The sequence below is a fragment of the Pelagibacterium sp. 26DY04 genome (assembly GCF_031202305.1).
In the GTDB taxonomy this organism is placed as follows: domain Bacteria; phylum Pseudomonadota; class Alphaproteobacteria; order Rhizobiales; family Devosiaceae; genus Pelagibacterium.
This window is the reverse complement of the sequence record NZ_CP101731.1, coordinates 3,560,501-3,582,546: the sequence shown is the minus strand read 5'-3', so window position 1 is coordinate 3,582,546 and position 22,046 is coordinate 3,560,501. Positions and strand designations below refer to the sequence as shown.

Annotated in this window: 22 protein-coding genes; 17 read left to right on the top strand and 5 right to left on the bottom strand. The window is 62.6% G+C overall.

Going from position 1 to position 22,046, the window contains the following annotated elements:
* Nucleotides 1-3: 3 nt before the first annotated feature.
* Nucleotides 4-1,257, bottom strand: a complete 1,254-nt coding sequence (locus NO932_RS17850) for a DJ-1/PfpI family protein (protein ID WP_309208731.1) — start codon at nucleotides 1,255-1,257, stop codon at nucleotides 4-6.
* Between NO932_RS17850 and NO932_RS17845 the strand changes: the two genes are divergently transcribed.
* A complete protein-coding gene (locus tag NO932_RS17845) occupies nucleotides 1,240-2,163 on the top strand; it encodes a GlxA family transcriptional regulator (RefSeq protein ID WP_375142784.1) in 924 nt (307 codons plus the stop codon). The genes NO932_RS17850 and NO932_RS17845 overlap by 18 nt on opposite strands.
* On the opposite strand, the gene NO932_RS17840 is transcribed toward NO932_RS17845, so the two are convergent.
* A complete protein-coding gene (locus NO932_RS17840) occupies nucleotides 2,164-2,994 on the bottom strand; it encodes a class I SAM-dependent methyltransferase (RefSeq protein ID WP_309208729.1) in 831 nt (276 codons plus the stop codon).
* Nucleotides 2,995-3,107: 113 nt separating this feature from the next.
* On the opposite strand from NO932_RS17840, the gene NO932_RS17835 reads away from it, so the two are divergent.
* A complete protein-coding gene (locus NO932_RS17835) occupies nucleotides 3,108-3,962 on the top strand; it encodes an alpha/beta hydrolase (RefSeq protein WP_309208728.1) in 855 nt (284 codons plus the stop codon).
* A 7-nt stretch (nucleotides 3,963-3,969) separates the two neighbouring features.
* On the opposite strand, the gene NO932_RS17830 is transcribed toward NO932_RS17835, so the two are convergent.
* Entirely contained in the window at nucleotides 3,970-4,710 is a 741-nt protein-coding gene (locus NO932_RS17830) for a hypothetical protein (RefSeq protein ID WP_309208727.1), read from the bottom strand.
* 372 nt (nucleotides 4,711-5,082) lie between these two features.
* On the opposite strand from NO932_RS17830, the gene NO932_RS17825 reads away from it, so the two are divergent.
* The 5 genes from NO932_RS17825 to NO932_RS17805 all read left to right on the top strand — a co-directional run bounded on the left by NO932_RS17825 (nucleotide 5,083) and on the right by NO932_RS17805 (nucleotide 10,894).
* On the top strand, nucleotides 5,083-7,377 hold the full coding sequence (locus NO932_RS17825) for an EAL domain-containing protein (RefSeq protein ID WP_309208726.1): 2,295 nt from the start codon (nucleotides 5,083-5,085) through the stop codon (nucleotides 7,375-7,377).
* A 109-nt stretch (nucleotides 7,378-7,486) separates the two neighbouring features.
* Nucleotides 7,487-7,777, top strand: a complete 291-nt coding sequence (locus NO932_RS17820; protein WP_309208725.1) for an STAS domain-containing protein — start codon at nucleotides 7,487-7,489, stop codon at nucleotides 7,775-7,777.
* Between the two features lie 7 nt (nucleotides 7,778-7,784).
* Nucleotides 7,785-8,144, top strand: coding sequence for a response regulator (locus tag NO932_RS17815; protein WP_309159775.1), 360 nt, complete (start codon nucleotides 7,785-7,787; stop codon nucleotides 8,142-8,144).
* 39 nt (nucleotides 8,145-8,183) lie between these two features.
* On the top strand, nucleotides 8,184-10,364 hold the full coding sequence (locus NO932_RS17810; protein ID WP_309208724.1) for a chemotaxis protein CheA: 2,181 nt from the start codon (nucleotides 8,184-8,186) through the stop codon (nucleotides 10,362-10,364).
* A 41-nt stretch (nucleotides 10,365-10,405) separates the two neighbouring features.
* Nucleotides 10,406-10,894: a chemotaxis protein CheW gene (locus tag NO932_RS17805; RefSeq protein ID WP_309159777.1), complete on the top strand. Its 489-nt coding sequence runs from the start codon at nucleotides 10,406-10,408 to the stop codon at nucleotides 10,892-10,894.
* Nucleotides 10,895-10,963: 69 nt separating this feature from the next.
* Here NO932_RS17805 and NO932_RS17800 read toward each other — a convergent pair whose 3' ends face one another.
* Nucleotides 10,964-11,317, bottom strand: a complete 354-nt coding sequence (locus NO932_RS17800; RefSeq protein WP_309208723.1) for a hypothetical protein — start codon at nucleotides 11,315-11,317, stop codon at nucleotides 10,964-10,966.
* Nucleotides 11,318-11,586: 269 nt separating this feature from the next.
* Between NO932_RS17800 and NO932_RS17795 the strand changes: the two genes are divergently transcribed.
* The 10 genes from NO932_RS17795 (at nucleotide 11,587) to NO932_RS17750 (ending at nucleotide 20,565) form a co-directional block, all read left to right on the top strand.
* Nucleotides 11,587-12,102 (top strand): chemotaxis protein CheD, encoded by a 516-nt coding sequence (locus tag NO932_RS17795; protein WP_309208722.1) that lies wholly within the window; start codon nucleotides 11,587-11,589, stop codon nucleotides 12,100-12,102.
* A gap of 95 nt (nucleotides 12,103-12,197) precedes the next feature.
* The gene (locus NO932_RS17790; RefSeq protein WP_309208721.1) at nucleotides 12,198-13,784 is read left to right on the top strand and encodes a methyl-accepting chemotaxis protein; all 1,587 of its coding nucleotides are present in this window, start codon (nucleotides 12,198-12,200) and stop codon (nucleotides 13,782-13,784) included.
* Nucleotides 13,785-13,848: 64 nt separating this feature from the next.
* Complete coding sequence (locus NO932_RS17785) at nucleotides 13,849-14,691, top strand: protein-glutamate O-methyltransferase CheR (RefSeq protein WP_309208720.1); 843 nt, start codon at nucleotides 13,849-13,851, stop codon at nucleotides 14,689-14,691.
* Complete coding sequence (locus NO932_RS17780) at nucleotides 14,688-15,740, top strand: chemotaxis response regulator protein-glutamate methylesterase (protein WP_309208719.1); 1,053 nt, start codon at nucleotides 14,688-14,690, stop codon at nucleotides 15,738-15,740. The genes NO932_RS17785 and NO932_RS17780 overlap by 4 nt, the downstream gene beginning before the upstream one ends.
* A gap of 92 nt (nucleotides 15,741-15,832) precedes the next feature.
* Entirely contained in the window at nucleotides 15,833-16,222 is a 390-nt protein-coding gene (locus NO932_RS17775) for a response regulator (protein ID WP_309159783.1), read from the top strand.
* A gap of 110 nt (nucleotides 16,223-16,332) precedes the next feature.
* Nucleotides 16,333-16,701, top strand: a complete 369-nt coding sequence (locus tag NO932_RS17770; RefSeq protein ID WP_309159784.1) for a methylglyoxal synthase — start codon at nucleotides 16,333-16,335, stop codon at nucleotides 16,699-16,701.
* A gap of 94 nt (nucleotides 16,702-16,795) precedes the next feature.
* Nucleotides 16,796-17,581 carry an ABC transporter ATP-binding protein gene (locus tag NO932_RS17765; RefSeq protein ID WP_309208718.1) on the top strand — a complete coding sequence of 262 codons (786 nt, stop codon included), beginning with the start codon at nucleotides 16,796-16,798 and terminating at the stop codon, nucleotides 17,579-17,581.
* A complete protein-coding gene (locus NO932_RS17760; RefSeq protein ID WP_309208717.1) occupies nucleotides 17,578-18,282 on the top strand; it encodes an ABC transporter ATP-binding protein in 705 nt (234 codons plus the stop codon). Before NO932_RS17765 ends, NO932_RS17760 begins: the two co-directional genes overlap by 4 nt.
* A 4-nt stretch (nucleotides 18,283-18,286) precedes the next feature.
* Nucleotides 18,287-19,285: a branched-chain amino acid ABC transporter permease gene (locus tag NO932_RS17755; protein ID WP_309208716.1), complete on the top strand. Its 999-nt coding sequence runs from the start codon at nucleotides 18,287-18,289 to the stop codon at nucleotides 19,283-19,285.
* Nucleotides 19,282-20,565 carry a branched-chain amino acid ABC transporter permease gene (locus NO932_RS17750; RefSeq protein ID WP_309208715.1) on the top strand — a complete coding sequence of 428 codons (1,284 nt, stop codon included), beginning with the start codon at nucleotides 19,282-19,284 and terminating at the stop codon, nucleotides 20,563-20,565. The genes NO932_RS17755 and NO932_RS17750 overlap by 4 nt, the downstream gene beginning before the upstream one ends.
* A gap of 75 nt (nucleotides 20,566-20,640) precedes the next feature.
* On the opposite strand, the gene NO932_RS17745 is transcribed toward NO932_RS17750, so the two are convergent.
* On the bottom strand, nucleotides 20,641-21,849 hold the full coding sequence (locus tag NO932_RS17745) for an ABC transporter substrate-binding protein (protein ID WP_309208714.1): 1,209 nt from the start codon (nucleotides 21,847-21,849) through the stop codon (nucleotides 20,641-20,643).
* Nucleotides 21,850-22,046: the final 197 nt, after the last annotated feature.

The following is a 22,046-nucleotide window of genomic DNA, read 5'->3' as shown; positions in this document are numbered from 1 at the left end:
GCGTCAGGGCATCGGCCAGGGATATTCGAGCTGCATGGCGACCACATAGGCAGTGGCGGGGCCGTAGCGGCTCGAGATTTCCTCAAGTGTCCCCTCTAGGGCTGCGGCTGGCGTGGTGGAGCCCGGCGCCAGCATGGCGGTGGGCGCATTTGTACTGGACACCCGATCGGGCAGGATGCGGATGCCGTCCCGATCGGTCACCGCATCAGCGCTGGGGGCAACCGTCAGCGCCCGCGAGCGGTAGGTGCGCGACCAGGCATCGGCGGCGATGGCGAGCGAGACCGCATCAAATTGCGGCTCGAGGGCGAGGCTATGCTCCTCGCGCTGCCAGAAAGCCGCGAGATTGGCCATGACGGTCGTGGCGAAGGGGCGTGTCAGGGAAAAGGCGTCGCTGTCGTGGGCGGCGTTCCAGCTCTCAAAGCCGATGTCAGCGGCGACCGCTTCGGCCCGTGGCCGGCCGGCGATCGCTTCGACAAGAGTGAGCGCCATGGGGATGGAAGCGGAGATCCCCGTCGTCGTCACGACGTTGCCGTCAGCCACGATGCGCCGGTCCGGCACGTAGGTCATCGTGGGATTTTCGCGCCGCAATGCGTCAAGGAAGAACCAGTGCGTGGTGCCGCGCCGGTTTTCGAGCAGACCGGTGGCGGCCACCACCTTGGCGCCGGCACAGACGCCGATGACGGTGCTGCCCTTTCCGGCCTGTGCGGCCAGCCAGGCCATGATCGCGGGATCGTTGTCCCGGCTCATGGCGGGAACGATCACATAGTCGGCGCCCTCGGGATGGGTAGCGTCGAACTGGGCGACGCTCATGTCGGGCATCACCGTTAGTGCTGGATAGAGTTCCACCGGCCCGGCTTCGGTTGCCACCAGCACCACGTCGGCCACATCCGCACGCCGCAGGATGCCGGTGGGCATGAGATAATCGGTGGTCTCGGTCGCATCATTGATGCCGATCACAGTGATCAGCGGACGCTCCCGCTTTGGCGGGCGCAGCGCCTCGACGATCGCCGCGGTCTCTTCGGCCGGCACCGGGGCGGGCGCGGCCACCACGGCGGGCGGCAGCATCGCCACCCAGATGCCGAAGCCGGCAATGGCGGCCAGCACGACACCGACGAGGCCCGACAGGACAATCGACCACTTCATCATCATCTCCCCAGACCGTGGCTTGACCTCAGGGTAATCGAAGCTCAATCTGGCTGAAATGACATAATTCGAGCAGAAACAGCCATGGCGCGGACGGTGGGCATAATCATCCATCCGGGGTTCCAGATCCTCGACGCCACGGGGCCGGCCGCGGCATTGGAAATCGCGTCGCGTAATCTGGACGAGAGATATGAGCTCAGCATTCTGGCGCCTGAGGAAGGGGAGATCGCAAGCTCATCGGGCCTGACGCTCAGGGCCGGGAAGCTGCCGGCGGTAGCGCCAAATACGGTGATCGTCTCAGGTGGGGAAATCGTGCGCGACATGGCCGCGTTCGGCGCCATTGTCGCCTGGCTTTCGGCGGCCCGCCCACGGCGGCTGGCCAGCGTGTGTTCTGGCGCCTTCTTTCTTGCCGAGGCGGGACGGCTCAACGGGCGACAGGCGACAACCCATTGGGACAGCACCGAGCGCTTCCGCCGGCTCTATCCCGAGGTCAGGCTAAGCCCCGATCGCATCTTTACCCGCGATGGGGAGGTCTGGACCTCGGCAGGCATATCGGCGGGCATCGATCTGACACTGGCGCTGATTGAAGACGATTGCGGTCCCGAAATCGCCCATAGGACGGCGCAGCAGCTCGTGGTGCACAAGCGCCGGCCGGGCGGGCAGTCGCAATATTCGCCACGCCTTGAGGTTCGGGGCGGGGAGGGGCGCTTTGGGCCGCTGATCGAATGGATGCGGGCCCATCTCGGCGAACCGTTAAGCGTTGAGCGGCTAGCCGAGCGAGCGGCCATGAGCCCGCGCAACTTTTCGCGGCGCTTTCTTGCCGAAACCGGCGCCACTCCGGCCAAGGCCGTCGAGCGTCTGCGGCTCGAAGCGGCGCAGGAGGCCATCGAGAGCGGCTTTGGCAGCTTCGAGCAGATCGCTATCGGGTCGGGCTTTTCCGATGCGGCGCAGATGCGTCGGGCTTTCCTGCGCACGCTCGGCCAGCCGCCGCAATCGCTGCGGCGGACCGCAAGGCAGTGATCAGGAAACCCGCGCCCATGCCCCGACGAGACGGGGGTAGAAGATGCACGGATCGCCCGCCCTTGCCTCGTCGAGCAGGCGCTGATGCAGCGTGTCGATGTCGATCTCGACGGCCGTCGCAATGCCGAGCGCCTCGATGGCCGGCAACAGACTGCGCGTGGACTCGACGATAAAGGCGAAGCCATCGACATCATCGCGATTGCTGATGCGTGTAAGCCCGATCATCTCCGGTGTGAGCCCGGCAGCGCGATAGGCGGGGTAGAGCCGGGCGCCCATGTCGGCGGCGCGGCCGGAGCGGCGATAGACCTCACCGATCCGCGCGATAGCCTGGTGGAGAAGCGGCAGGGCCGGCTCGGCATAGGACGAGGTGATGTCGAACTCGATGAAATTTACCAGCGTGCCGGGCTTGAGCCGCTTGGTGAGTGCGGCGATGGTGGCGCCCGGATCGGTCATGTGCAGCAGGATAAACCGGCCTATCACCGCATCGACATCGGGGTGCTCTTCGATCGCCTCGAGCGTGGTCGCTTCGAACGCGATATCAAAGCCGCGCCGGTGCGCTCTGGCCCGGGCGACCGAAAGCGCCGCTTCGGAGGGATCGATGCCGGTGACCGAACCTTGCGGCCCGACGATTTCGGCCGCGATGAGCGAGACGTCGCCGACGCCGCAGCCGAGATCGAGAACCCGCATCCCCTTTTCCAGCCCGGCACGCAACAGAATATCGCGGGTCTGCCCGGCAAAGAGCGCTGCCTGCTGCTCGAGCCGCGCCAGTTCGCGTTCGGAATGACCCAGGATGTAATCGTCGTGTGCGGGTTGGGCGCCGGGTGTGCTCATTGGGTCCTCATGTCTGGTTGATCGATAGGGAAAGGCCGGGTGTGAAATCATTAACGGGCTGGAGAGGCCTGTCTTGTAGGATGGGGAAAGGAAGGTGCTGTGCGGAAGTGGCCATGGTGTACGGCGAAATCGAGTGCAGTCAGGCGCGTATCGCGCTCAGCGACACGCAGGGGAGCGGTTTTCCGGTGCTGCTGCTGCACGGCAATTCGAACGCGCGCAACGTGTTCTTCCGTCAGTTTCAGAGCCCGCTTGCCCAACGCTACCGGCTGATCGCCATCGACCTGCCCGGGCATGGACAGTCGGGCAATGCGCGCGATCCGCAGGCCGGGTACACCATGCCGGGGCTCGCCGATACCGTGGCCGAGGTTCTCGATGCTCTGGCCATCGAGCATCTCGCCGTGGTCGGCTGGTCGCTGGGCGGGCATATCGGGATCGAGCTTATCGAGCGCGATCCGCGCATTGCCGGACTGATGATCATGGGTACGCCACCGATTTCGCGCGGCATCCTGGGTGTGTTGCGCGGTTTTCAGCCCAACACCGATCTCGCGCTCACCACACGGGGTCGCTTGCGGCCGCGGGACGTCGACCGCTTCTTCCGGATGTGCTTCGGGGCCAGAGGGCCGCAGGACTTCCGCGCGCTTATCGAACGCACCGACTGGCGCATGCGCCGCATCATGGGGCGGGGCATAATGGCCGGACTGGGCGTCGATCAGAAATACGTGGTCGAGCATAACCGGGCTCCGCTTGCTGTGGTCAATGGCCAGGACGAACCCTTCGCCCGTCTCGAATACCTTGCCGGTCTCAACTACGCCAATCTCTGGGATGGGCGCTGCCATGTGATCGAGAAAGCGGTTCATGCGCCATTCCTGGAGGCTCCTCGAGAGTTCAACGCGCTGCTGGAACGCTTTCTCGATGATGTCGCAGCATGGGCGGCGGGAGCGGCGGGCGGCCTTCGCCGCCACGCCTGATCGCTGACTATCGGGTGCCAACGGACTCGACATTGCGGGCTGCCGCTGCCGCAGCCAGGGCGCCCAGCGGAACCGAAGCCATGCCGAAGAGAGTGTCGAGCTCCTCGGCCGTGGTGCGCATGAAAGGATAGCGGGCGACGACGCTTTCGCGCACGGCGCAATAGTTTATGCCCATGAGGCTGAGCTGCTTGTTCATGCCATGGTAGACGCGGGGCGGACACAAGGGCCGCAGGCCGAACAGGCGCTTGTAGAATGCCTGGTGCTCGAGCCGTACCGAGGCAAGCCCCAGATCGGCGGCGTAATATTCAGACGCCAGGAAGCCCAGCCGCGCTGTGACATAGGGCAGTTCGGGATGACGCCCACTCATGGCCGGATGCACCGCGAACCGGGTGGGATCGACGATGGTGCTGCCCTTGTCGATCTCGGGCATCAGCATTTCGGGAAAGGCATCGACCGTCGGTGAGTGAGCCATGCCGGGGCTGGCGACGTGCACCCGGATGGTGCTGGCGATTTCGCCATCCATGTAGATGCCGAAGACATGGACGTTGTCCATCTCGTCATAGGCATCGGTCAGCCGCTTTTCGAAGGCGATGGAGATCATCCCCTCGCGGACATAGGCTTCATATCGCAGGTTGAATGCCTGCTCGCGCTCGGCCGGCTCTTCGAGGCGGCGATATTCGATCCTGTCAAGAAAATCGATCAGACGTTGTGAAAACGAGACCCCCGAACCGGGTGCAACGGAACTCATGGCTTGCCCTCCAAACCGTATAAGGGCAATTTTTAATTAAAATTTAACCAAGGTCAATTGTCTTCGGCACGTCTTCTGCGCCGAAGTATTATTCGTTAACGTTTTAGTAATCGTTTAGATCTTTGTTTCTTGAAACGTTCATATTTCAGCAACCATAAAGGTAAACACAATGTGGGCGTGGTGGTCGCTGGCAGGCCTTGCGTGCATTATGCTGGCGGAAGGATTTGTGCCTCTTTGGACGCGCGCGCTTGCCGGCTAATCATTTGCAAACGATCTGCTAAGCGCTGCTCTCAAAGTTGAAGAGGTTAAAAGAATACATTTTAAGTTTTTGCCGTCTATAAAGCAGACTGCCTCATGTTAGACAGAGTGGCCATGCGTCCGCAGTCTCGGGAAAATACGCCGAATTTGCCGGCAGAAGTCTACATTTCCTCGGTGACCGCCCTTTATAAGGACCGGCGCTCGCTGTTTTCGGGTACGGGCAGCGCCATTGCAGCGGCACTGGTCACCGGCTGGATGAGCGGCTCGATGTGGATCGCGGGCTGCGCCATTCCCTTGGGCCTCACCGGGTTCGTGCGCTGGATGGACATGAACGCCTATGAGCGCGCCATGCCCGGGCCCCAGGCGCTGGCCGAGGCGCGGCGCTGGGAGAAGCGCTACATCCTGGGGTCGAGCACCTTTGCGGTGTTTTTGAGCCTCTGGTGCTTCCTCACCTTTCTTCTCACCCAGGATCCTGCGGTTCATCTTGTGAGCTTTGCGGTGTGCCTGGCCTATATGATCGGCATTACGGGCCGCAACTACGCCTCCGACCAGCTCGTGACCTTCACCACCATAACGGCCGCTGTGCCCATGGTGGCGGGGCTGCTTCTGCAATACGAATTCGCCTATGTGTTTCTCGCGCTGCTGCTCGTGCCCTTCTTCATGAGCGTAAGAAACATTGCGACGCGCTTGCGCCATACCCTGTTCGACGCCGTGGTCGCGTCCCATGACCTGCGGGCGCTGGCCTCCCATTTCGATACCGCCGTCAACAACATGCCGCACGGGTTGTGCATGTTCGATGCCGACCAGCGCTTCGTGGTCTGCAACGAGCGCTTCCTCACGCTTTTAGGTTTGCCGACCGGGGGCCGCTGGAAAGGGCGCAAGGCCGTGACCCTGCTCGCGCGCACGCTCGAAGCCAATTCGGTGCCCAAGGAAGGGCGGCAAAAGGTGATCGAATCCTTCCAGGACTGGTTCGCCGCCGGATGCAGCGGGGCTCTCGTGCTCGAAGCGGCGGGCGAGAAGATCCTGGAGCTGACCTTCCAGCCCATCGAGGCGGGCGGCTGCGTGATGCTGGTCGAAGACATCAGCGAAAAGCGGAGGGCCGAGGCGCGGATCGAGCATCTGGCGCGCTATGATGCGCTGACCGGCCTGCCCAACCGCAGCTATTTCCAGGAGCAGTTCGAAGCCGTCGCCGCCCGCGGGCAGGCATGCGCGCTGCTGTTTATCGATCTCGACCAGTTCAAGGTGGTGAACGACACCTTGGGCCACCCATGCGGCGATGCGCTGCTGTGCCAGGTCGCCGCCCGGCTGCGCCGCGTTCTGCGGCCGTCCGACGTGATTGCCCGTTTCGGCGGTGACGAATTCGTGGTCCTGCGGCCCTTGCGGGGTGGCGATGCCAAGGAGGCGAGCCTTACTGCCCGCCGGATCGTCAGCGCGCTCAGTGAAGTGTTCACGGTCGAAGGGCACCAGATCGTCATTGGAGCCAGCATCGGCATTGCCATCGAGCCCACGGATGGCGAGACGTTCGATCAGGTGCTCAAGAATGCCGATCTGGCGCTCTATTGCGCCAAGTCCGACGGGCGCGGGGTGTGGCGGTTCTTCGAACCGGACATGGATGTGCGGGCCCAGGACCGGCGGGCTCTGGAAATCGCCGTTCGCGACGCGCTCGAAAACGGCAATTTCGAAGTGTTCTTCCAGCCCATCATCAACCTCAAGACCGGCCAGACCACCGTATGCGAGGCGTTGGTGCGCTGGCGGCATGCCGAGCGGGGCATGATCTCGCCGGCCGAATTCATCCCCCTGGCAGAGGAAACCAACGTCATCATCGAGCTTGGCGACTGGATCCTGCATGAGGCGTGCCGGCAGTGCGCGTCCTGGCCGGGAGAGGTCGGGGTTGCCGTCAACATCTCGCCCATCCAGTTCCGGCGCGGGGATGTGGTGCGCTCGGTGATCTCGGCCTTGGAGCGTTCGGGCCTGCCCGCGCACCGGTTGGAGCTCGAGATCACCGAATCGGTGCTCATGGAAAACACCGAAGTGACCCGGACCGTGCTCGAAAACCTCAAGCGGTTGGGGGTGCGGATATCGCTCGACGATTTCGGCACCGGTTATGCGAGCTTGAGCTATCTGCATCATTTCCCGCTCGACAAGGTCAAGATCGACCGCTCGTTCCTTCAGGACGTCGAGGCGGACAGCCGCTCGCGCAAGCTTTTGGTGGGCGTGGCGCGGCTGACGGCGGATCTGGGCATGTCGGTGGTTGTCGAAGGGGTCGAGACCCGGCCGCAACTGACGCTGCTGATGCGCCAATCGAGCATCGAAGAGGTGCAGGGATTCCTCTTTTCACCTCCGCGTCCCGCCAAGGACATCCCGAGCCTGCTCGAAGCGGGCAAGATCGATTTCGATCAGGTTGCCTGAGGTCCGAACCGGCCCATTTTTATATGGCGCCACCTGCGCTTAGGACTTCTTAAACGCTTGGCAGACAAACTCCCGCCACTGCAATCAATGGGCGGGGAAACGGCCTCAAATGCCAAAATCGCAAGCTCAGTCCGTGGCCTTGCCGCGGGTTGTCGATCTCGATGCGCTCGATGAGATCCGCGAAACCTTGCTCGATGCACTCCATGCCGGTCCGGTCGATGTCGATGGCTCGGCCGTCGACCGTGTCTCGACCAATGCGCTGTTCATGCTCCTGAGTGCCTCGGAAACGGCGAAAAAAGCCGGTTTCTCCTTCACAATTTCGGATGCGAGCACGGTGGTTACCGGCGCAATCGAAAAGCTCGGACTCGGTCCGGTCTTTAAACCCGTTCTCAAGGGATAATCCTCTTATGCGCGTTCTGACAGTCGATGATTCGCGAACCATCCTCGCCATGCTGCACCACACCCTCACCAATGCGGGTTTTGAGGTGCTGCAGGCCGAAAACGGACAGGTCGGGCTCGACGTTCTGGGCCGCGAGGATGTCGATGTGGTGATCACCGATATCAACATGCCGGTGATGGACGGGATCGAGTTCATCAAACAAGTGCGTTCGACCGGCAAGCATCAGAGCTTGCCGATCCTCATCCTCACCACCGAAACCAGCCAGGACAAGCGCGACCAGGGGCGCGCTGCCGGCGGGACGGGCTGGATCGTCAAACCGTTCGATCCCGAAAAGCTTATCAGCGTCATCAACAAGGTCGTCCACTAGACATCTCGGGCGCGCGCACAGGGGGCTGTGGCTGGCAAAATGAGTGACCTCGACGAATTCAAGGCCACATATTTCGATGAATGTTCCGAATTGCTGCTCGAACTCGAGGAGCAGTTTTCGGCGATCCAGGAGGGCGACAGAAGCCCCGATCGCCTGAACGCGGTGTTCCGCGCCATTCATTCGATCAAGGGCGGGGGCGGGGCTTTCGGGTTCGATGCGCTGGTGCGCTTCGCCCACAGCTTCGAGACGCTGCTCGACTATGTCCGGGACGGACGAGTGGAGCTCGGCGAGGACGTGGTCGTCCTCTGCATCCGTTCGGTCGACATCGTTGCCGATTTCGTCGCCGCGGCACGCAATGGCGAGACGCTGGCTGCCGATTATGGCGCCGTGGAAAAGGCGCAGTTCGACGCGCTCAGCCGCGGCGATGCGGTCGAATTGGCCCAGCCCGAGGATGGCGAGGAAGCGATGGATGAATTCGATATCGATTTCACCCCCGTCGTGGTGAACCTCGATGCGGCCCCGTCCACGGTTCAAGCCGCTGGCGGCGCGACCGTCTGGACCATCCGGTTTACGCCCTTTGCCACTCTCTATGAGCGCGCCAACGATCCGCTGCTGCTGTTCCGAGAACTAGGGCTGCTGGGCACGATGACGGTGACGCCAGAGCTTGCGAAAATGCCGCTCCTGGCCGATTTCGATCCTTTCGGGGTCTATTGTTCCTGGACCATCGAACTGGTCTCGGACAGGGCAAGCGAAGAGGCGATCCGCGAAGTCTTCGAATTCGTCGATGGCGATTGCGCCATTTCGATCGAAAGGAGCGAGGCCGCGCCCCTGGCGATGGACGAGGAGATGCCGAGCTTTGCCGCGCTGGCCGAAGAGGCCAAGGCGGAGCGCAAATTCGTGCCGACCGGTGAGCCCGACGACCTGATGGCCGAACTCGAACCTGCTTTCGCGGCACCGGCCGTTCGCGCTCAAGAGGCGGCCCCGGTCGCGCCGTCCTCCACCACGAGCGAGGCTGCCGAGGAGACCGCCGGCCGGCCTATCGGGATGTCTTCGATCCGGGTCGATCTCGACAAGGTCGATCGCGTCGTCAATATGGTGGGCGAACTGGTCATCACCCAGTCCATGCTGACCCAGCAGATGGATGACGCCATCCGCGACCGCTACCAGGAGCTGGTGCGCGGCATCGAGGTTCTGGCCCAGACCACGCGCGGCCTGCAGGACGCGGTGATGGCGATCCGCGCGCAACCGGTCAAATCGGTGTTCTCGCGCATGCCGCGTCTGGTTCGCGAGCTGGCGGCCAAAACCGGCAAGAAGATCAAGCTCGACACCATCGGGGAAGCCACCGAGATCGACAAGACGGTGATCGAGCAGCTTTCCGATCCCCTTACCCACATGGTGCGCAATTCGGCCGATCACGGCATCGAAAGCCCCGAAAAGCGCCTCGCAGCGGGCAAGCCCGAAATGGGTACCATCAGGCTCTCGGCCGAGCAGGCCGGCGGCAACATCCTTATCGTCGTGGAAGACGATGGAGCCGGCATCAACCGCGACCGCGTTCTACAGATCGCGCGCGAGCGCGGCGTCGTTGGCCCCGACCAGCAATTGACCGATGAGCAGATCGACAACCTGATCTTTGCCCCCGGCTTTTCGACGGCGAGCGAGGTTTCCGACATCTCGGGCCGCGGCGTGGGGATGGACGTGGTCCTTTCCAACATCAAGAAGATCGGCGGTTCGGTCCACGTGCGCTCCTGGACCGGCAAGGGCACGCGCATGACGCTGCGCCTGCCGCTGACGCTGGCCGTGCTCGATGTCATGCTGGTCAAGGTGGCCGGCAGCCCCTACGTCATCCCGCTCTCTTCCATCGTTGAGACCATCCAGAACGCACGCGCCGATTTCGGGCATATGCCCTCGGGCGGGAAAGTGCTGCAGGTGCGCGGTGATTACGTGCAGGTCGTCGATCTCGCCCAGCGCTTCGGCCTGGCTTCCACCCAGTCCGAGGACAGCCGGTTCGTGGTGTTGTGCGAGGCCGAGGGCAATTCCAAGATCGCGCTGGTGGTCGATGACATCATCGGCCAGCAGCAGGTGGTGATCAAATCGCTCGAAGAGAATTTCGAGCGCATCGACGGCATCGCCGGGGGCACGATCCTTGGCGATGGTAACGTTGCGTTGATTGTTGATGTGCAATCTCTCAAATCGACAAATGCCCATCAGAATGCGGCATAGAACGCCAATGGGAGCCAGGACGGCTAGGTAAGGGGCACGACATGGAAGCGCTTGGACTTCGCGACGACTATTCGGACACAACGGCGGGAGCGAGCCAGAACTCGCTGCAGCTCATCGCCTTTTCGATCGACGAACAGATCTATGGCGTCGAGATCACCACGGTGCGCGAGATCCGCGCGTGGAACGGGGCGACCCCGCTGCCCAACACGCGCGAATATGTGCGTGGAGTGATCAATCTGCGCGGCACGATCGTCCCGATCTTCGACCTGCGCGCCCGCTTCGGCGACGGCCAGACCAACCCCACCAAGAACCACGTCGTCGTCGTGATGAGCGTGGGGGAAAAGTGGATCGGCATCCTGGTCGATGCGGTGTCCGATATCCTCACCGTTTCCAAGGACGATATCCACGCTGTGCCGGAAGGCAATTCGGGCGACACCGAACTTCTCAACGGCATCGTCACCCATGACGGCCGCATGGTGGGCCTGATCGATCTCGCCGCGGTGGTCTCGGGCGCCAAGACCGACGTCTGATCGGCTCGATCAAGGTTGCAGAGTCCGCCTCCACGAGGGGCGGGCTTTTTCGTTCGAGGCCAGTGCGGCCTAGAAGAACTCGACTTCGCCCGAATTGGTGCGGGCGGCGATGCCCGAGAGGGATTCGTCGCGCAATTCATCCAGGGTCAGCGAAGACCACACCGCTTCATTGGCCTGGGCATCGGAGCCTTCGGGAAGCTCTGCCATCCTGCGGGCGGCTTCGGCCATGTTGCGGCAGCGCTGCTCGATGCGGTCCTGCATCTGCAAGGCGACGACGATCTGGCGGATGGCGGTCGAGCGGGCCGTGGTGCAATCGATCGAGGTGTCGCCCAGGACCAACAGGCTGGCCGTGATGCCATCGACCATTTCCGCGGTCTGGCGCGCGGTTTCTTCCAGCTCTCTGGCCAGTTTGTGCAAGCCCATGCACTGCCCCCGATTTCCGATCCGGCAATCATAATGGCAAAGTGCTGAACCGATACTTGCATCTTGTGCCGACTGTTACACATCCCCGGTTAGGGTTAGCAAACGGCTAACGAATCCGGGGTTAGGGTCGGAAAAAATCGCATTCGGCTCCTCACCGTCCATCCATGGCCGAAGCAGCGTTACAGGGAAGCGGCAATGCCGTTATATTTGGTTTGATGCCCGATAATTTCACGCGCGGTGTGGTCACAACGATCCACCAGGGCGATTGCATGGTTTCCGGCAAACCCGAGATCACCTTTTCGACAGTTCTGGGGTCGTGCATCTCGGCCTGCGTGCGCGATCGCGCGGCGCAGGTGGGGGGCATGAACCATTTCCTTTTGGCCAGCCAGGGGGAAAGCTCTAAAGACCGCTTTGGGGAATCGGCACGCTATGGGGCCTTTGCCATGGAGCAGCTCATCAACATGGTGCTGAGCAAGGGCACCGGCCGGAAGCACAATCTCGAATTCAAGGTGTTCGGCGGCGGCAACATCTATGCGGGCATGAACGATGTGGGACTTAAAAACATCGAATTCGTGCATGAATTCCTGGGCAATGAAGGTTATGTGGTTGCCAGCCAGGATCTGGGGGGCACGTTCGCGCGGCGCGTGATGTTCCAGCCCCATACGGGGCGGGCCTTCGTCAAGCGCCTCGATAGCACCGACAGCGCGCGGCTGGTGCACGAGGAACTGGCGATCGCGCGGCGGCAGGTCAAAAAGCCCGCCGCCGACGATATCGAGTTGTTCTAGCCTGCCGCTCTCTCGCGGCGGGCATCGATCACCAAGCATTAACCATAGCGCCTTAGGGTGGTGGAAACTTTGTTTCTTGCCCAAGGTATTTTCGATTGTCCCGCATCCGGCTGGTTTCCGCGCTGCTTGCGCTGTGGTCTGCGACCGTTGCGGTCTGCGTTTGGCTGGGCGTCAATTTTTCGTCTGCGTCCTGGTGGGCGATGGCAGTGGCTGGGGTATGGTTTGCCGCCATCGGCGTGAGTTTTTTGGCCGTGCTCATTGTGGAGCGCGCCCAGCGCCGGGCCTTGTCCGATCTCGGAGAGGCGGTGGGAAGCGGGCCGATCGGGAGGGCTTCCGAACTCGAACATATGCGGGCGATCACCGCTAATCTGTGCCAGAGGCTCGAACGGGCCATGACCTATATGACGGCCTTCGAAACCCTCGATAGGCCCGCCATGCTGGCCGATGGGCAGGGGGTGATCGTCAAGATGAGCAAGGGTTTGGCCGCGCTCGCCCCCGAATGCGCCGAAACGGATACGGCGTCGGCCCTGCTGGGCATCGAGGCCGAGTTCGCGGAAGAAGAATGCGAGCATGCTCTGATCCTGGGCGACCGTCGCTATCGCGCGCGCGTTTCCCCTCTGGGGCATGACCGCTGGCTGATCGAGCTGGAGCGTCCTGGCCGTGTGGTTTGCGCGCGGGTGCTTTCCGATCTCGGCCAGGCGCTGGCGGGCGGGGACACGGGCTACAGGATAAGTGCGCAAGACATCGCCGAAACGCCCGAACTCGAGACGATCAACGCCGGTCTGGGGACGCTCGATGCGGCCGCGGAGCGGCTCGATGCTCTGGCCGAAGGTCTGCTGCCCGACCAGAGCGGCGGCAATGACCGGATGTCGGCGCGTGTGGATACGCTGATCGGCCAGATCGCCGAGCTCGATGCGGAGCGGACGGCGGCGATGGAAGGGCGGCAGCGCATGCGGGTCCGGCTGGAAAAGGTGGGCGCGCTCGTCGAGATCTGCCGTGGAACGGCGCAGGCATTGACGGCATCGGCTGCGGACGCCCGTGCGCATCTGGAAAAGGCGCGTGGCGCGATCGAGAGCGGGCGCGGCGTGGCCGGGCAGGCGAGGGAAGACGCGAGCGCGATCGCCGGCGAGATCGAGCGGGCGCGGGCTTCCGCCGAGCAGACGCGCGGGCGCGTCGCGGCGGTCAACGAACTGGTGACGCGGATCGATGCCCTGGTGGCAAGCATCGAGGATGTTGCCTTCCGCACCAACCTATTGGCGCTCAACGCGGCGGTCGAAGCGGCACGGGCCGGAGAAAAGGGCGCCGGCTTTGCGGTGGTTGCCAGCGAAGTCCGTGAAATGGCCAAGGCGAGCGCGAAATCGTCCAAGGACATCAGGGCGCTGGTCAAGGCCGGGCTCGGCGATGTCGAGGCCGGGACGGCGGAGGCCGAAGCGCTGGCCCAAACCATCGGATCGGTCACGGTCCATTTACGCAATTTAAGTGAGCAGACGGCCATGATCGGCTCGGATCTCGACAACACCGGCGTGGCACTGGCCGCGGCCCATGGCGAGGTCGAGGTGATGGACGATCAGGCACGGCGGCAGGCCGGCGCGCTTGCGCCTGAGCCGGATATGAAAGCGGCCGCCAAGCCGCTTGCGGGGCGCGAAAAAACAAGAACCGGGATCGTTTCGGCGCATCGGTGAAGCGATAAAGATCAACGATCCGGCATCGGGGGGCGGAAGCCACATGGACAGCGGCGAGTTTCGCTTGAGCGAAAGGGAGTTTTCGCGCATCCGGGAGCGGGTCTACCGTATTGCGGGCATCTCTCTTTCGGACGCCAAGCGCACCCTTGTCGTCTCGCGCCTTTCCAAGATCGTCCGCGCCCTGGGGCTTTCCGGCTTCGACGCCTATATCGACTATCTCGAAATGCGGGGGCGCCCCGAGGACGATCAGGATTTCGTCAATGCGCTCACCACCAACCTCACGCGGTTCTTTCGTGAGGATCATCATTTCGAGCATCTTTCGAGCTTTGTTGGCACGCTCATTTCCAAGCCGCGCCGCATGGGCAAGGGGGGGCGCCCGCGCCTGCGCATCTGGTCGGCGGGATGCTCGACCGGGCAGGAGCCCTATACCATCGCGCTGAGCCTGCTTGCGGCCTATCCCGAGCTCAAGCGCTGGGATTTCCGCATTCTGGCCACCGACATAGATTCCAACGTCATTTCCAGAGCGGCAACCGGCATCTATCCGGCGGGCGAGCTCAACGGACTTTCGGCGCAGCGGACCATGCTGTTCGAAAAGGCCGGGCCGGGCGAAATACGCATCCCGCAGGAAGCGCGTGAGCTGGTCGCCTTCAAGCTCTTGAACCTCATCGAGCCCTGGCCGGTGAGCGGGCCATTCGACGCCATCTTCTGCCGCAATGTCGCAATCTATTTCGACAAGCCAACCCAGGGCATGCTTTTCGATCGGCTCGGCCAGGTGCTGGCGCCCGACGGGTTCCTCTATATCGGGCATTCGGAAAACCTGCAGGCCGTATCGAAGGGCTACAGGCTCGTGGGCAAGACGATCTACCAGCGCAAAACCGATTCCGACACCAGGGATGCAGCAGCATGAGTTCGATCATCAGGGTCCTCGTCGTCGATGATTCAGCGCTCATTCGTGATGTCTTGAGCCGGCTGCTGGCCCAGGAGGGCGATATCGCGGTTGTGGGAACCGCCAACGATCCTCTCGACGCCCGCGACAAGATCAAGGCGCTCAATCCCCATGTGGTGACGCTCGACATCGAAATGCCCAATATGAACGGGCTGGCCTTCCTGCAAAAGATCATGCGGTTGCGGCCCATGCCCGTAGTCATGGTTTCGACCCTCACCACCAAGGGTGCCTCCGAAACCATGCTGGCGCTGGAGTTGGGCGCTGTCGATTTCGTCGCCAAGCCCGGCGCCGAGATGGCCGGTGGCCTTGAAGCGTTCGGAGCGACACTGCGCGAGAAGGTGAGGCTTGCCGCCCATAGCGATGTCCAGGCGCGCGCTCATCGCGCGCCTGCCCCTGATCTGCCACTCAAGAGCGCGGCGGCGCCGCAAGGGGCGCTGATCGCCATCGGGGCTTCGACCGGCGGGGTGGAAGCGATCCGGCAGGTTCTGGCAACGATCCCGACCGATTGCCCGCCTATCGTGATCGCCCAGCATATGCCCAAGGGCTTTACCGGGCGCTTTGCCGCCCGGCTCGATGAGTTGGTGCCGGTCAAGGTGGTCGAGGCCGAGGACCGCATGCCGCTCGCCAATGGCACCGCTTATGTGGCGCCGGGAGATTTCCATCTCCGGGTGGAAAGAACCTCTGGGCAGATGAAATGCCGCGTCACCCAGGACGAGGCCACCTCCGGGCACCGGCCGAGCGTCGATGTGCTGTTTTCCTCGGTGGCCAAGGTGGTGGGGTCCAAGGCGGTGGGGGCGATCCTGACGGGAATGGGGCGCGATGGAGCGGCGGGCCTCAAGGCCATGCGCGAGGCGGGCGCCTTCACTATTGGGCAGTCGCGGGGCTCGGCGCTGATCTACGGCATGCCCAAGGCCGCTTTCGAGATCGGAGCGGTGGTCGAGGAAGCGCCTGTCGAAAAGATCGCCGGGCGGTTGGTCGCGGCGCTGCTCAAGCTCAAATCGGCAGCCTGAACCTTTCCCATTGAGACTATCGTAACGGTTGCCGCCTATTTTTGTCGGCCAGACTTCCCGGAAGAACTCCGGGCGCATCAGGCGGAGAATCCATGCCAAAGGCCAGCGCAGTCAGCGTTCTCATCGTTGATGACCAGCAGTCCATGCGGGGCATCTGCAAGTACATCCTCACCCAGCTCGGGTTCAAGGACATCATCGAGGCCAAATCGGGCCGCGATGCCCTGACCAAGCTTGAAAAGACCAATGTCGACCTCATCATTTCCGACTGGAACATGGACGATGTCGACGGGCTGACGCTTCTGAAGGTCATCCGCAAGCATCCGCGGACCCAGAGCATGCCCTTCATCATGGCGACCGGACGCTCCGACAAGGAGCAGGTCAAGGAAGCCATCGAATGCGGCGTCAACAACTACATCATCAAGCCGTTCGACGCCGCGACCATGAAAAAGCGTATCGAGGCGGTGATCGGCGCGCTGTCCTGACCGGCGCGATCTGATGGACACGGGGCGTCCGGCAGGGCGCCCTTGGCGTTTGCGGCTTGGCAACGGGAAGGCCGCATGGTTGAAGGAATTAACCGGACCGGAGGCGCGCCATGGCAACCAAGACGATCGGGCTCGTCGCCCATGACGAGAAAAAGGACGACATGGTCGCCTTTGCGGCCTCGCACAAGGCGCGGTTGAGCCAGTTCGACCTGGTGGGAACGGGCACCACGGGCGGGCGCGTGGCCCAGGAAACGGGGCTTGCCGTGCTCGCCCTCAAGAGCGGCCCATTGGGCGGGGACGCGCAATTGGGGGCGATGATCGCCGAGGGGCGGCTCGACGCGCTGATCTTTTTCATCGACCCCATGAGCGCGCTGCCCCATGACGTGGACGTCAAGGCACTGACGCGGCTGGCGACGCTCTATGACATTCCCGTCGCCTACAACAAGTCCACAGCCGAAGCGGTGCTCGCCGCGCTTTGAGTTGACCTGAGCAAGCGCTTGTGAGCAGATGCCGCGATTTTGGGGCAGAACGGCATCTGCCCCGCGACAAAACACAAGGGGCTAAGGGTAAGGCGTGGCGCTTGACGCGGTAATCGAGGTCCGCAACGTATCGAAACGTTTTGGCGGGCTTTTGGCTGTCTCGAACTGCTCGCTCGAAGTCGAGCGCGGTTCGATCACGGGATTGATCGGGCCGAACGGGGCCGGCAAATCCACACTGTTCAATATGGTGGCGGGCAATTTCCCGCCGACCAGCGGGCAGATCGTCTTCGACAAGCAGGACATCACGGGGCTCAAGCCCCATGAACTGTTCAAGCTGGGCATGCTGCGCACCTTCCAGATCGCGCATGAATTCTCCCATATGACGGCGCTCGAGAACCTGATGATGGTTCCTGGCGACCAGCCGGGGGAAAGTCTTGCGACGCTCTGGCTGCAGCCGGGCAAGGTTGCGTCGCGCGAAGCGCAAGTGCGCCAGAAGGCCCTCGAAGTCATCGATTTTTTAAAGCTCGGGCACGTCAAGGACGAGCTGGCCGGCAATCTTTCGGGCGGGCAGAAAAAGCTGCTCGAGCTGGGCCGCACCATGATGGTGGACGCCAAGGTGGTGCTGCTCGATGAAGTGGCGGCCGGCGTCAACAAGACGCTGCTCAACGACCTAGCCTCCAATATCGAGCGCATGAACCGCGAACTGGGCTACACCTTCTTTGTCATCGAGCATGACATGGACCTCATCGCCCGTCTCTGCGACCCGGTGATCGTGATGGCCCAGGGCGAGGTGATCGCCAAGGGCAATATGGAAGAGCTGCGCGCTAATCCGATGATCGTCGAAGCCTATTTCGGCGGTCCGGTGGAGGCGGCGCAATGAGTTTGATCGATCTTAAGAACGTCGTCGCCGGTTATGGCGGCGCGCCGATTCTCAATGGCGTCAACATAGCCATCAATACCAGCGACATCGGGGTGATCGTAGGCCCCAACGGAGCCGGGAAATCGACGACCCTCAAGGCAATTTTCGGGCTTCTGACCGTCACGGAAGGCACCGTCACCTTCGCAGGCGAAGACGTCACCAACCAAGAGGCCGACCGGCTGGTGCCTATGGGGCTGAGCTTCGTGCCCCAGGAACATAACGTCTTTACCTCGATGTCGGTGCACGAAAACCTCGAAATGGGGGCGTTCGTCAGGCGTGACGATTATTCGGACACGCTCGAGCAAGTCTATGAAATGTTTCCCGATTTGAAGGCCAAGCGCCGCCAGCCAGCCGGCGAGCTTTCAGGCGGGCAGCGCCAGATGGTCGCCATGGGCCGGGCGCTGATGAGCAAGCCCAAGCTCCTGATGCTCGACGAGCCCTCGGCGGGCCTTTCGCCCCGCTACATGATGGAAATCTTCGAGCAGGTGGTCAAAATCAACGCCGCTGGCGTGGGCATCCTGATGGTCGAACAGAACGCGCGCCAGGCGCTGGCGTTTGCCACCAAGGGTTTCGTTTTGACCAACGGGCAGAACAGGTTCACCGGAACCGGGCAGGAATTGCTCGATGATCCGGAAGTGGCCAAGAGCTTCTTGGGCGGATAATCACATGAACGATCTTATCTTCTTTATCAATCAGGCGGTGATCGGCGGGCTGGTGCTCGGCTCGATCTACGCGCTGGGCGCCGTCGGCGTCACGCTCATCTTTGGCATCCTGCGGTTCGCCCATTTCGCCCATGGCGACATGATGACCATGGGGGCTTTCATCACTTTCGTTCTGGCGGGGATTTTCGCTGCAACCGGCGTTGTCCTGCCGCTGCCCACCGGTTTCATCGTCGTGCCGATCGCCATGGTGCTTGCCGCCGTGATCGCGCTGGGAATCGATAAGGGCTTCTATGCGCCGCTACGGGCACGGGGCGCCAAGCCGGTGACGCTGCTGATCGCCTCGATCGGCGTCACCATGATGATCCAGGGGCTGGTGCGGCTGACCTTCGGGGTCGGAACCTATTCGTTCTTCGACACCGAACCCAAGGAGATCTTCCGGATCGTGCTGCCGTTCGAGGACGTCACGCGGCCCATCACCATCACCGAGCCGCAGATTCTCTTGATCGTTTCGACGGCAGTGGCGGTGATCGCGCTGCATTATTTCCTTACCCGCTCACGGTTGGGCAAGGCCATGCGCGCCATGGCAGACAATCCCGACCTTGCCAAGGTTTCGGGGATCAACACCAAGCTGGTCGTCCGCGTCACATGGGTGATCGCCGGCGCGCTCGCTTGCCTTGCGGGCACCATGCTGGCGCTCGACGTGTCGCTCAAGCCTGACCTGGCCTTCAACATCGTATTGCCGATCTTTGCCGCCGCCATTCTGGGCGGGCTGGGCCATGCCTATGGCGCCATCGCCGGCGGGTTCGTGCTCGGATTTGCCGAGACGCTGGCGGTGTTCAACTGGTCGGTGCTGCTGCGCCCGTTCCGTGATGTCTTGTGGTTCGAAATTCCCGGCACGCTGACGCTGGTGCAGTCCGAATACAAACTCACCGTCGCTTTCGTCATCCTCGTCGTGGTGCTGCTGGTGCGGCCTACCGGGATCTTCAAGGGAGCTTCGACATGACCGCGCGCTATATCGGGCTTTTCGGGGCGCTGTTCGTCCTGATCGTCGGGGTGGGTGTCCTGATGGGCACGCCGTTCACGGTGCGCCTGCTGGTTGAAGCCTTCGCCTTTGCGCTGATCGCCATGGGATTGAACATTCAGTGGGGCTTTGGCGGGCTGTTCAATTTCGGCATCCTGGGGATGCTGATGGTGGGCGGCTTTGCCGTCACCTTCATCTCCTACCCGGTCAACATGGACTTCTGGGCCTCCGAAGGTCCGCTCCATATCGGGCGCACCCTGGTTGCGGCGGCGATCGGAGCGGTGCTGATCTTTTTCGCCCATCGCGTGCAGCGGCTCGGGATCACGGGCAAATGGCGCGGGGCGGTGATCGTCCTTGCCTGGTTCATCGCCTATGTGATCTTCCGCAGCCAGATGGACCCGGCGGCCAGCTACATAACCTCCACCGCCGGCTGGATCGGCGGACTGGGGCTGCCGGTCCTCCTCGGCTGGGTGTTCGGCGGCGTTCTCGCCGGGCTGATCGGCTATCTGGTGGGCAAGGTGAGCCTGGGGCTGCGGGCCGACTATCTCGCCATCGCCACCATCGGCATTGCCGAGATCCTGCGCGCGGTCATCAAGAACCTCGAATGGCTGACGCGCGGCACGCTGACCGTCTCGCCCATTCCCTGGCCGGTGCCCAATCCGCAGGCCTATCAGGCTGCCGGACATGATGCTACGACCAGTTTCATCCTGGCGCGCGGCGGGTTTCTGGCGGTGGTCGTGGTGGTCGTTCTGATCGCGCTGTTTTTGATCCACAGGGCATATCTGGGACCCTGGGGCCGCATGATGCGCGCCATTCGCGACAACTACATCGCCGCCGGCTCAATGGGCAAGGACGTCACCGGCCGCCAGCTCGAGATCTTCGTTTTCGGCTCGGTGCTCATGGGTATCGGCGGGGCGATCCTGGTTTCGTTCGTGCAGATCTATGACCCCTCCAGCTACCAGCCGATCAACCACACCTTCATCATCTGGGTGATGCTCATCGTGGGCGGGGCCGGCAACAATTTCGGCGCCCTGTTCGGTGGGCTGTTCATCTATATCGTCTGGATGCTGTCCGAGCCCCTGGCTCAGGCATTGTTCGGGGGACTGTCGAATTTCTCGTCCGACATGGGCTGGGGCGCCATTCCCGATATCGAAAGCCGCGCGGTGCAGATGCGCGTTTTCGTGATGGGACTGATCGTTACGATCGCGCTGCGCTTTGCGCCGCAAGGGCTGCTGCCCGAGGTTCTCAGCCGCAAGAGTTGAGCCTAATGGTCCAGCCAAAAGGAAAGGCCCGGGAGCATGCTCCCGGGCCTTCGCTTTAATGAGATTTTGTAACGATTACTCGATGACGCCGACTTCGTTGAACTCGCCGCCTTGGACGGCCAGCTCGACGATCACGCCTTCGATGTCACCGGCTTCGTCAAAGTCGAGATTGCCGCCAGCACCCATGTAGTCGATGTCGGTGCCTGCAGCGATCAATTCCTTGGCTTTCTCCCATTCGCCGGGCAGGATCACCTCACCGGGAGCGGAAGCCACTTCCCGCAGGGCGGCCGAGAGGCCTTCGCGATCAGCCGAACCGTTCTTTTCAATGGCCAGGGCGAGAAGGAAGGCGGCGTCATAGGCCTGGGGAGCATAGACCGCATCGGCGGCAACGCCGGCTTCGGTGGCGAGGTCAGAGAACACGGTAGCCGATTCACCTTCGAACGCGCCGGCGCGGGTAATGATCATGCCTTCGAGAGCCGAAGCATCGACGCCGGTGAACAGGTCATCGCCAACCATGCCGTCGCCACCCACGAAGGTGATGAAGTTGCCCGATTCCAAGGCCTGGCGCAGCAGGGTTTGGCCGGAGGACGAGGCATAGGCGAGAACAACGAGCGTTTCGCTGCCCGAGGAGGCGAGATTGCCCAGCTCGGCACGATAGTCGGCCTTGAGGTCTTCATGGGCGAGATTGGCCGAGATGGTGCCGCCGCCCGCTTCATAGGCAGCGGTGAAGGCTTCGGCGAGGCCCACGCCATAGTCGTTGTTGACATAGGTCAGGGCGACGTCCTGGATGTCTTTGGAGAGCAGGAGCTGGGCGAGCTTTTCGCCCTGGAATGCGTCGGATGGGGTGGTGCGGAAGACGAGATCGTTGTCTTCGAGCGTGGTAAGCGAAGGCGCGGTCGAGGCGGGCGAAACCATCACCACGCCGCCCGGAATACCGGCAGACTGCGCGCCACCGATGGTTTCACCAGTACAAAGGCCGCCCACGATGGCCGTGACATTGTCGGTGTTGACCAGCCGGTCGGCAGCGTTGGCACCACCGGTCGCATCGCAGGCGCTGTCAGCGGTGATCATGTCGAACGTGCCGCCATCGAGGATGCCGCCCTGGGCGTTCACCTGGTCCACCGCGAGCTGGGCGCCGGCGACGATCCCCGGAGCCATGGATTCGATCGGGCCGGTCAAACCGCCCAGAAAACCGATCGAAACGTCCTGCGAAAGGGCAGGGCTGGCTGCGGCGAGAACGCTCGCAGCGACCGCAAGGGTCAAAGACTTTTTGATGTGACGCATGATATCCCTCAAATGTTTGGTCGTGCCGCGTCCGTCCCGTGCCGCAGCGCCGCGGTCTCTTGGTGTCGGACAGCCCACTGAGACGGGCCCACTCGCTGAACCCGTCGACATGGTAACATTGCACAAGAACATTTGCCGAGTCATCAGGTTTCGGAACGAATTTTCGTGTCCGGCCAGTTGCTTAACGGAATTGGTTT

What these genes read in the sequence shown, in the direction of transcription:
- NO932_RS17835 (WP_309208728.1), top strand. Translation starts at nt 3,108, where the DNA reads ATGGTGTACGGCGAAATCGAGTGCAGTCAGGCGCGTATCGCGCTCAGC.
- NO932_RS17825 (WP_309208726.1), top strand. Translation starts at nt 5,083, where the DNA reads ATGCGTCCGCAGTCTCGGGAAAATACGCCGAATTTGCCGGCAGAAGTC.
- NO932_RS17810 (WP_309208724.1), top strand. Translation starts at nt 8,184, where the DNA reads ATGAGTGACCTCGACGAATTCAAGGCCACATATTTCGATGAATGTTCC.
- NO932_RS17750 (WP_309208715.1), top strand. Translation starts at nt 19,282, where the DNA reads ATGACCGCGCGCTATATCGGGCTTTTCGGGGCGCTGTTCGTCCTGATC.
- NO932_RS17830 (WP_309208727.1), bottom strand. Translation starts at nt 4,710, where the DNA reads ATGAGTTCCGTTGCACCCGGTTCGGGGGTCTCGTTTTCACAACGTCTG.
- NO932_RS17840 (WP_309208729.1), bottom strand. Translation starts at nt 2,994, where the DNA reads ATGAGCACACCCGGCGCCCAACCCGCACACGACGATTACATCCTGGGT.
- NO932_RS17805 (WP_309159777.1), top strand. Translation starts at nt 10,406, where the DNA reads ATGGAAGCGCTTGGACTTCGCGACGACTATTCGGACACAACGGCGGGA.
- NO932_RS17850 (WP_309208731.1), bottom strand. Translation starts at nt 1,257, where the DNA reads ATGGATGATTATGCCCACCGTCCGCGCCATGGCTGTTTCTGCTCGAAT.
- NO932_RS17815 (WP_309159775.1), top strand. Translation starts at nt 7,785, where the DNA reads ATGCGCGTTCTGACAGTCGATGATTCGCGAACCATCCTCGCCATGCTG.
- NO932_RS17780 (WP_309208719.1), top strand. Translation starts at nt 14,688, where the DNA reads ATGAGTTCGATCATCAGGGTCCTCGTCGTCGATGATTCAGCGCTCATT.
- NO932_RS17795 (WP_309208722.1), top strand. Translation starts at nt 11,587, where the DNA reads ATGGTTTCCGGCAAACCCGAGATCACCTTTTCGACAGTTCTGGGGTCG.
- NO932_RS17800 (WP_309208723.1), bottom strand. Translation starts at nt 11,317, where the DNA reads ATGGGCTTGCACAAACTGGCCAGAGAGCTGGAAGAAACCGCGCGCCAG.
- NO932_RS17820 (WP_309208725.1), top strand. Translation starts at nt 7,487, where the DNA reads ATGCCAAAATCGCAAGCTCAGTCCGTGGCCTTGCCGCGGGTTGTCGAT.
- NO932_RS17775 (WP_309159783.1), top strand. Translation starts at nt 15,833, where the DNA reads ATGCCAAAGGCCAGCGCAGTCAGCGTTCTCATCGTTGATGACCAGCAG.
- NO932_RS17755 (WP_309208716.1), top strand. Translation starts at nt 18,287, where the DNA reads ATGAACGATCTTATCTTCTTTATCAATCAGGCGGTGATCGGCGGGCTG.
- NO932_RS17760 (WP_309208717.1), top strand. Translation starts at nt 17,578, where the DNA reads ATGAGTTTGATCGATCTTAAGAACGTCGTCGCCGGTTATGGCGGCGCG.
- NO932_RS17745 (WP_309208714.1), bottom strand. Translation starts at nt 21,849, where the DNA reads ATGCGTCACATCAAAAAGTCTTTGACCCTTGCGGTCGCTGCGAGCGTT.
- NO932_RS17770 (WP_309159784.1), top strand. Translation starts at nt 16,333, where the DNA reads ATGGCAACCAAGACGATCGGGCTCGTCGCCCATGACGAGAAAAAGGAC.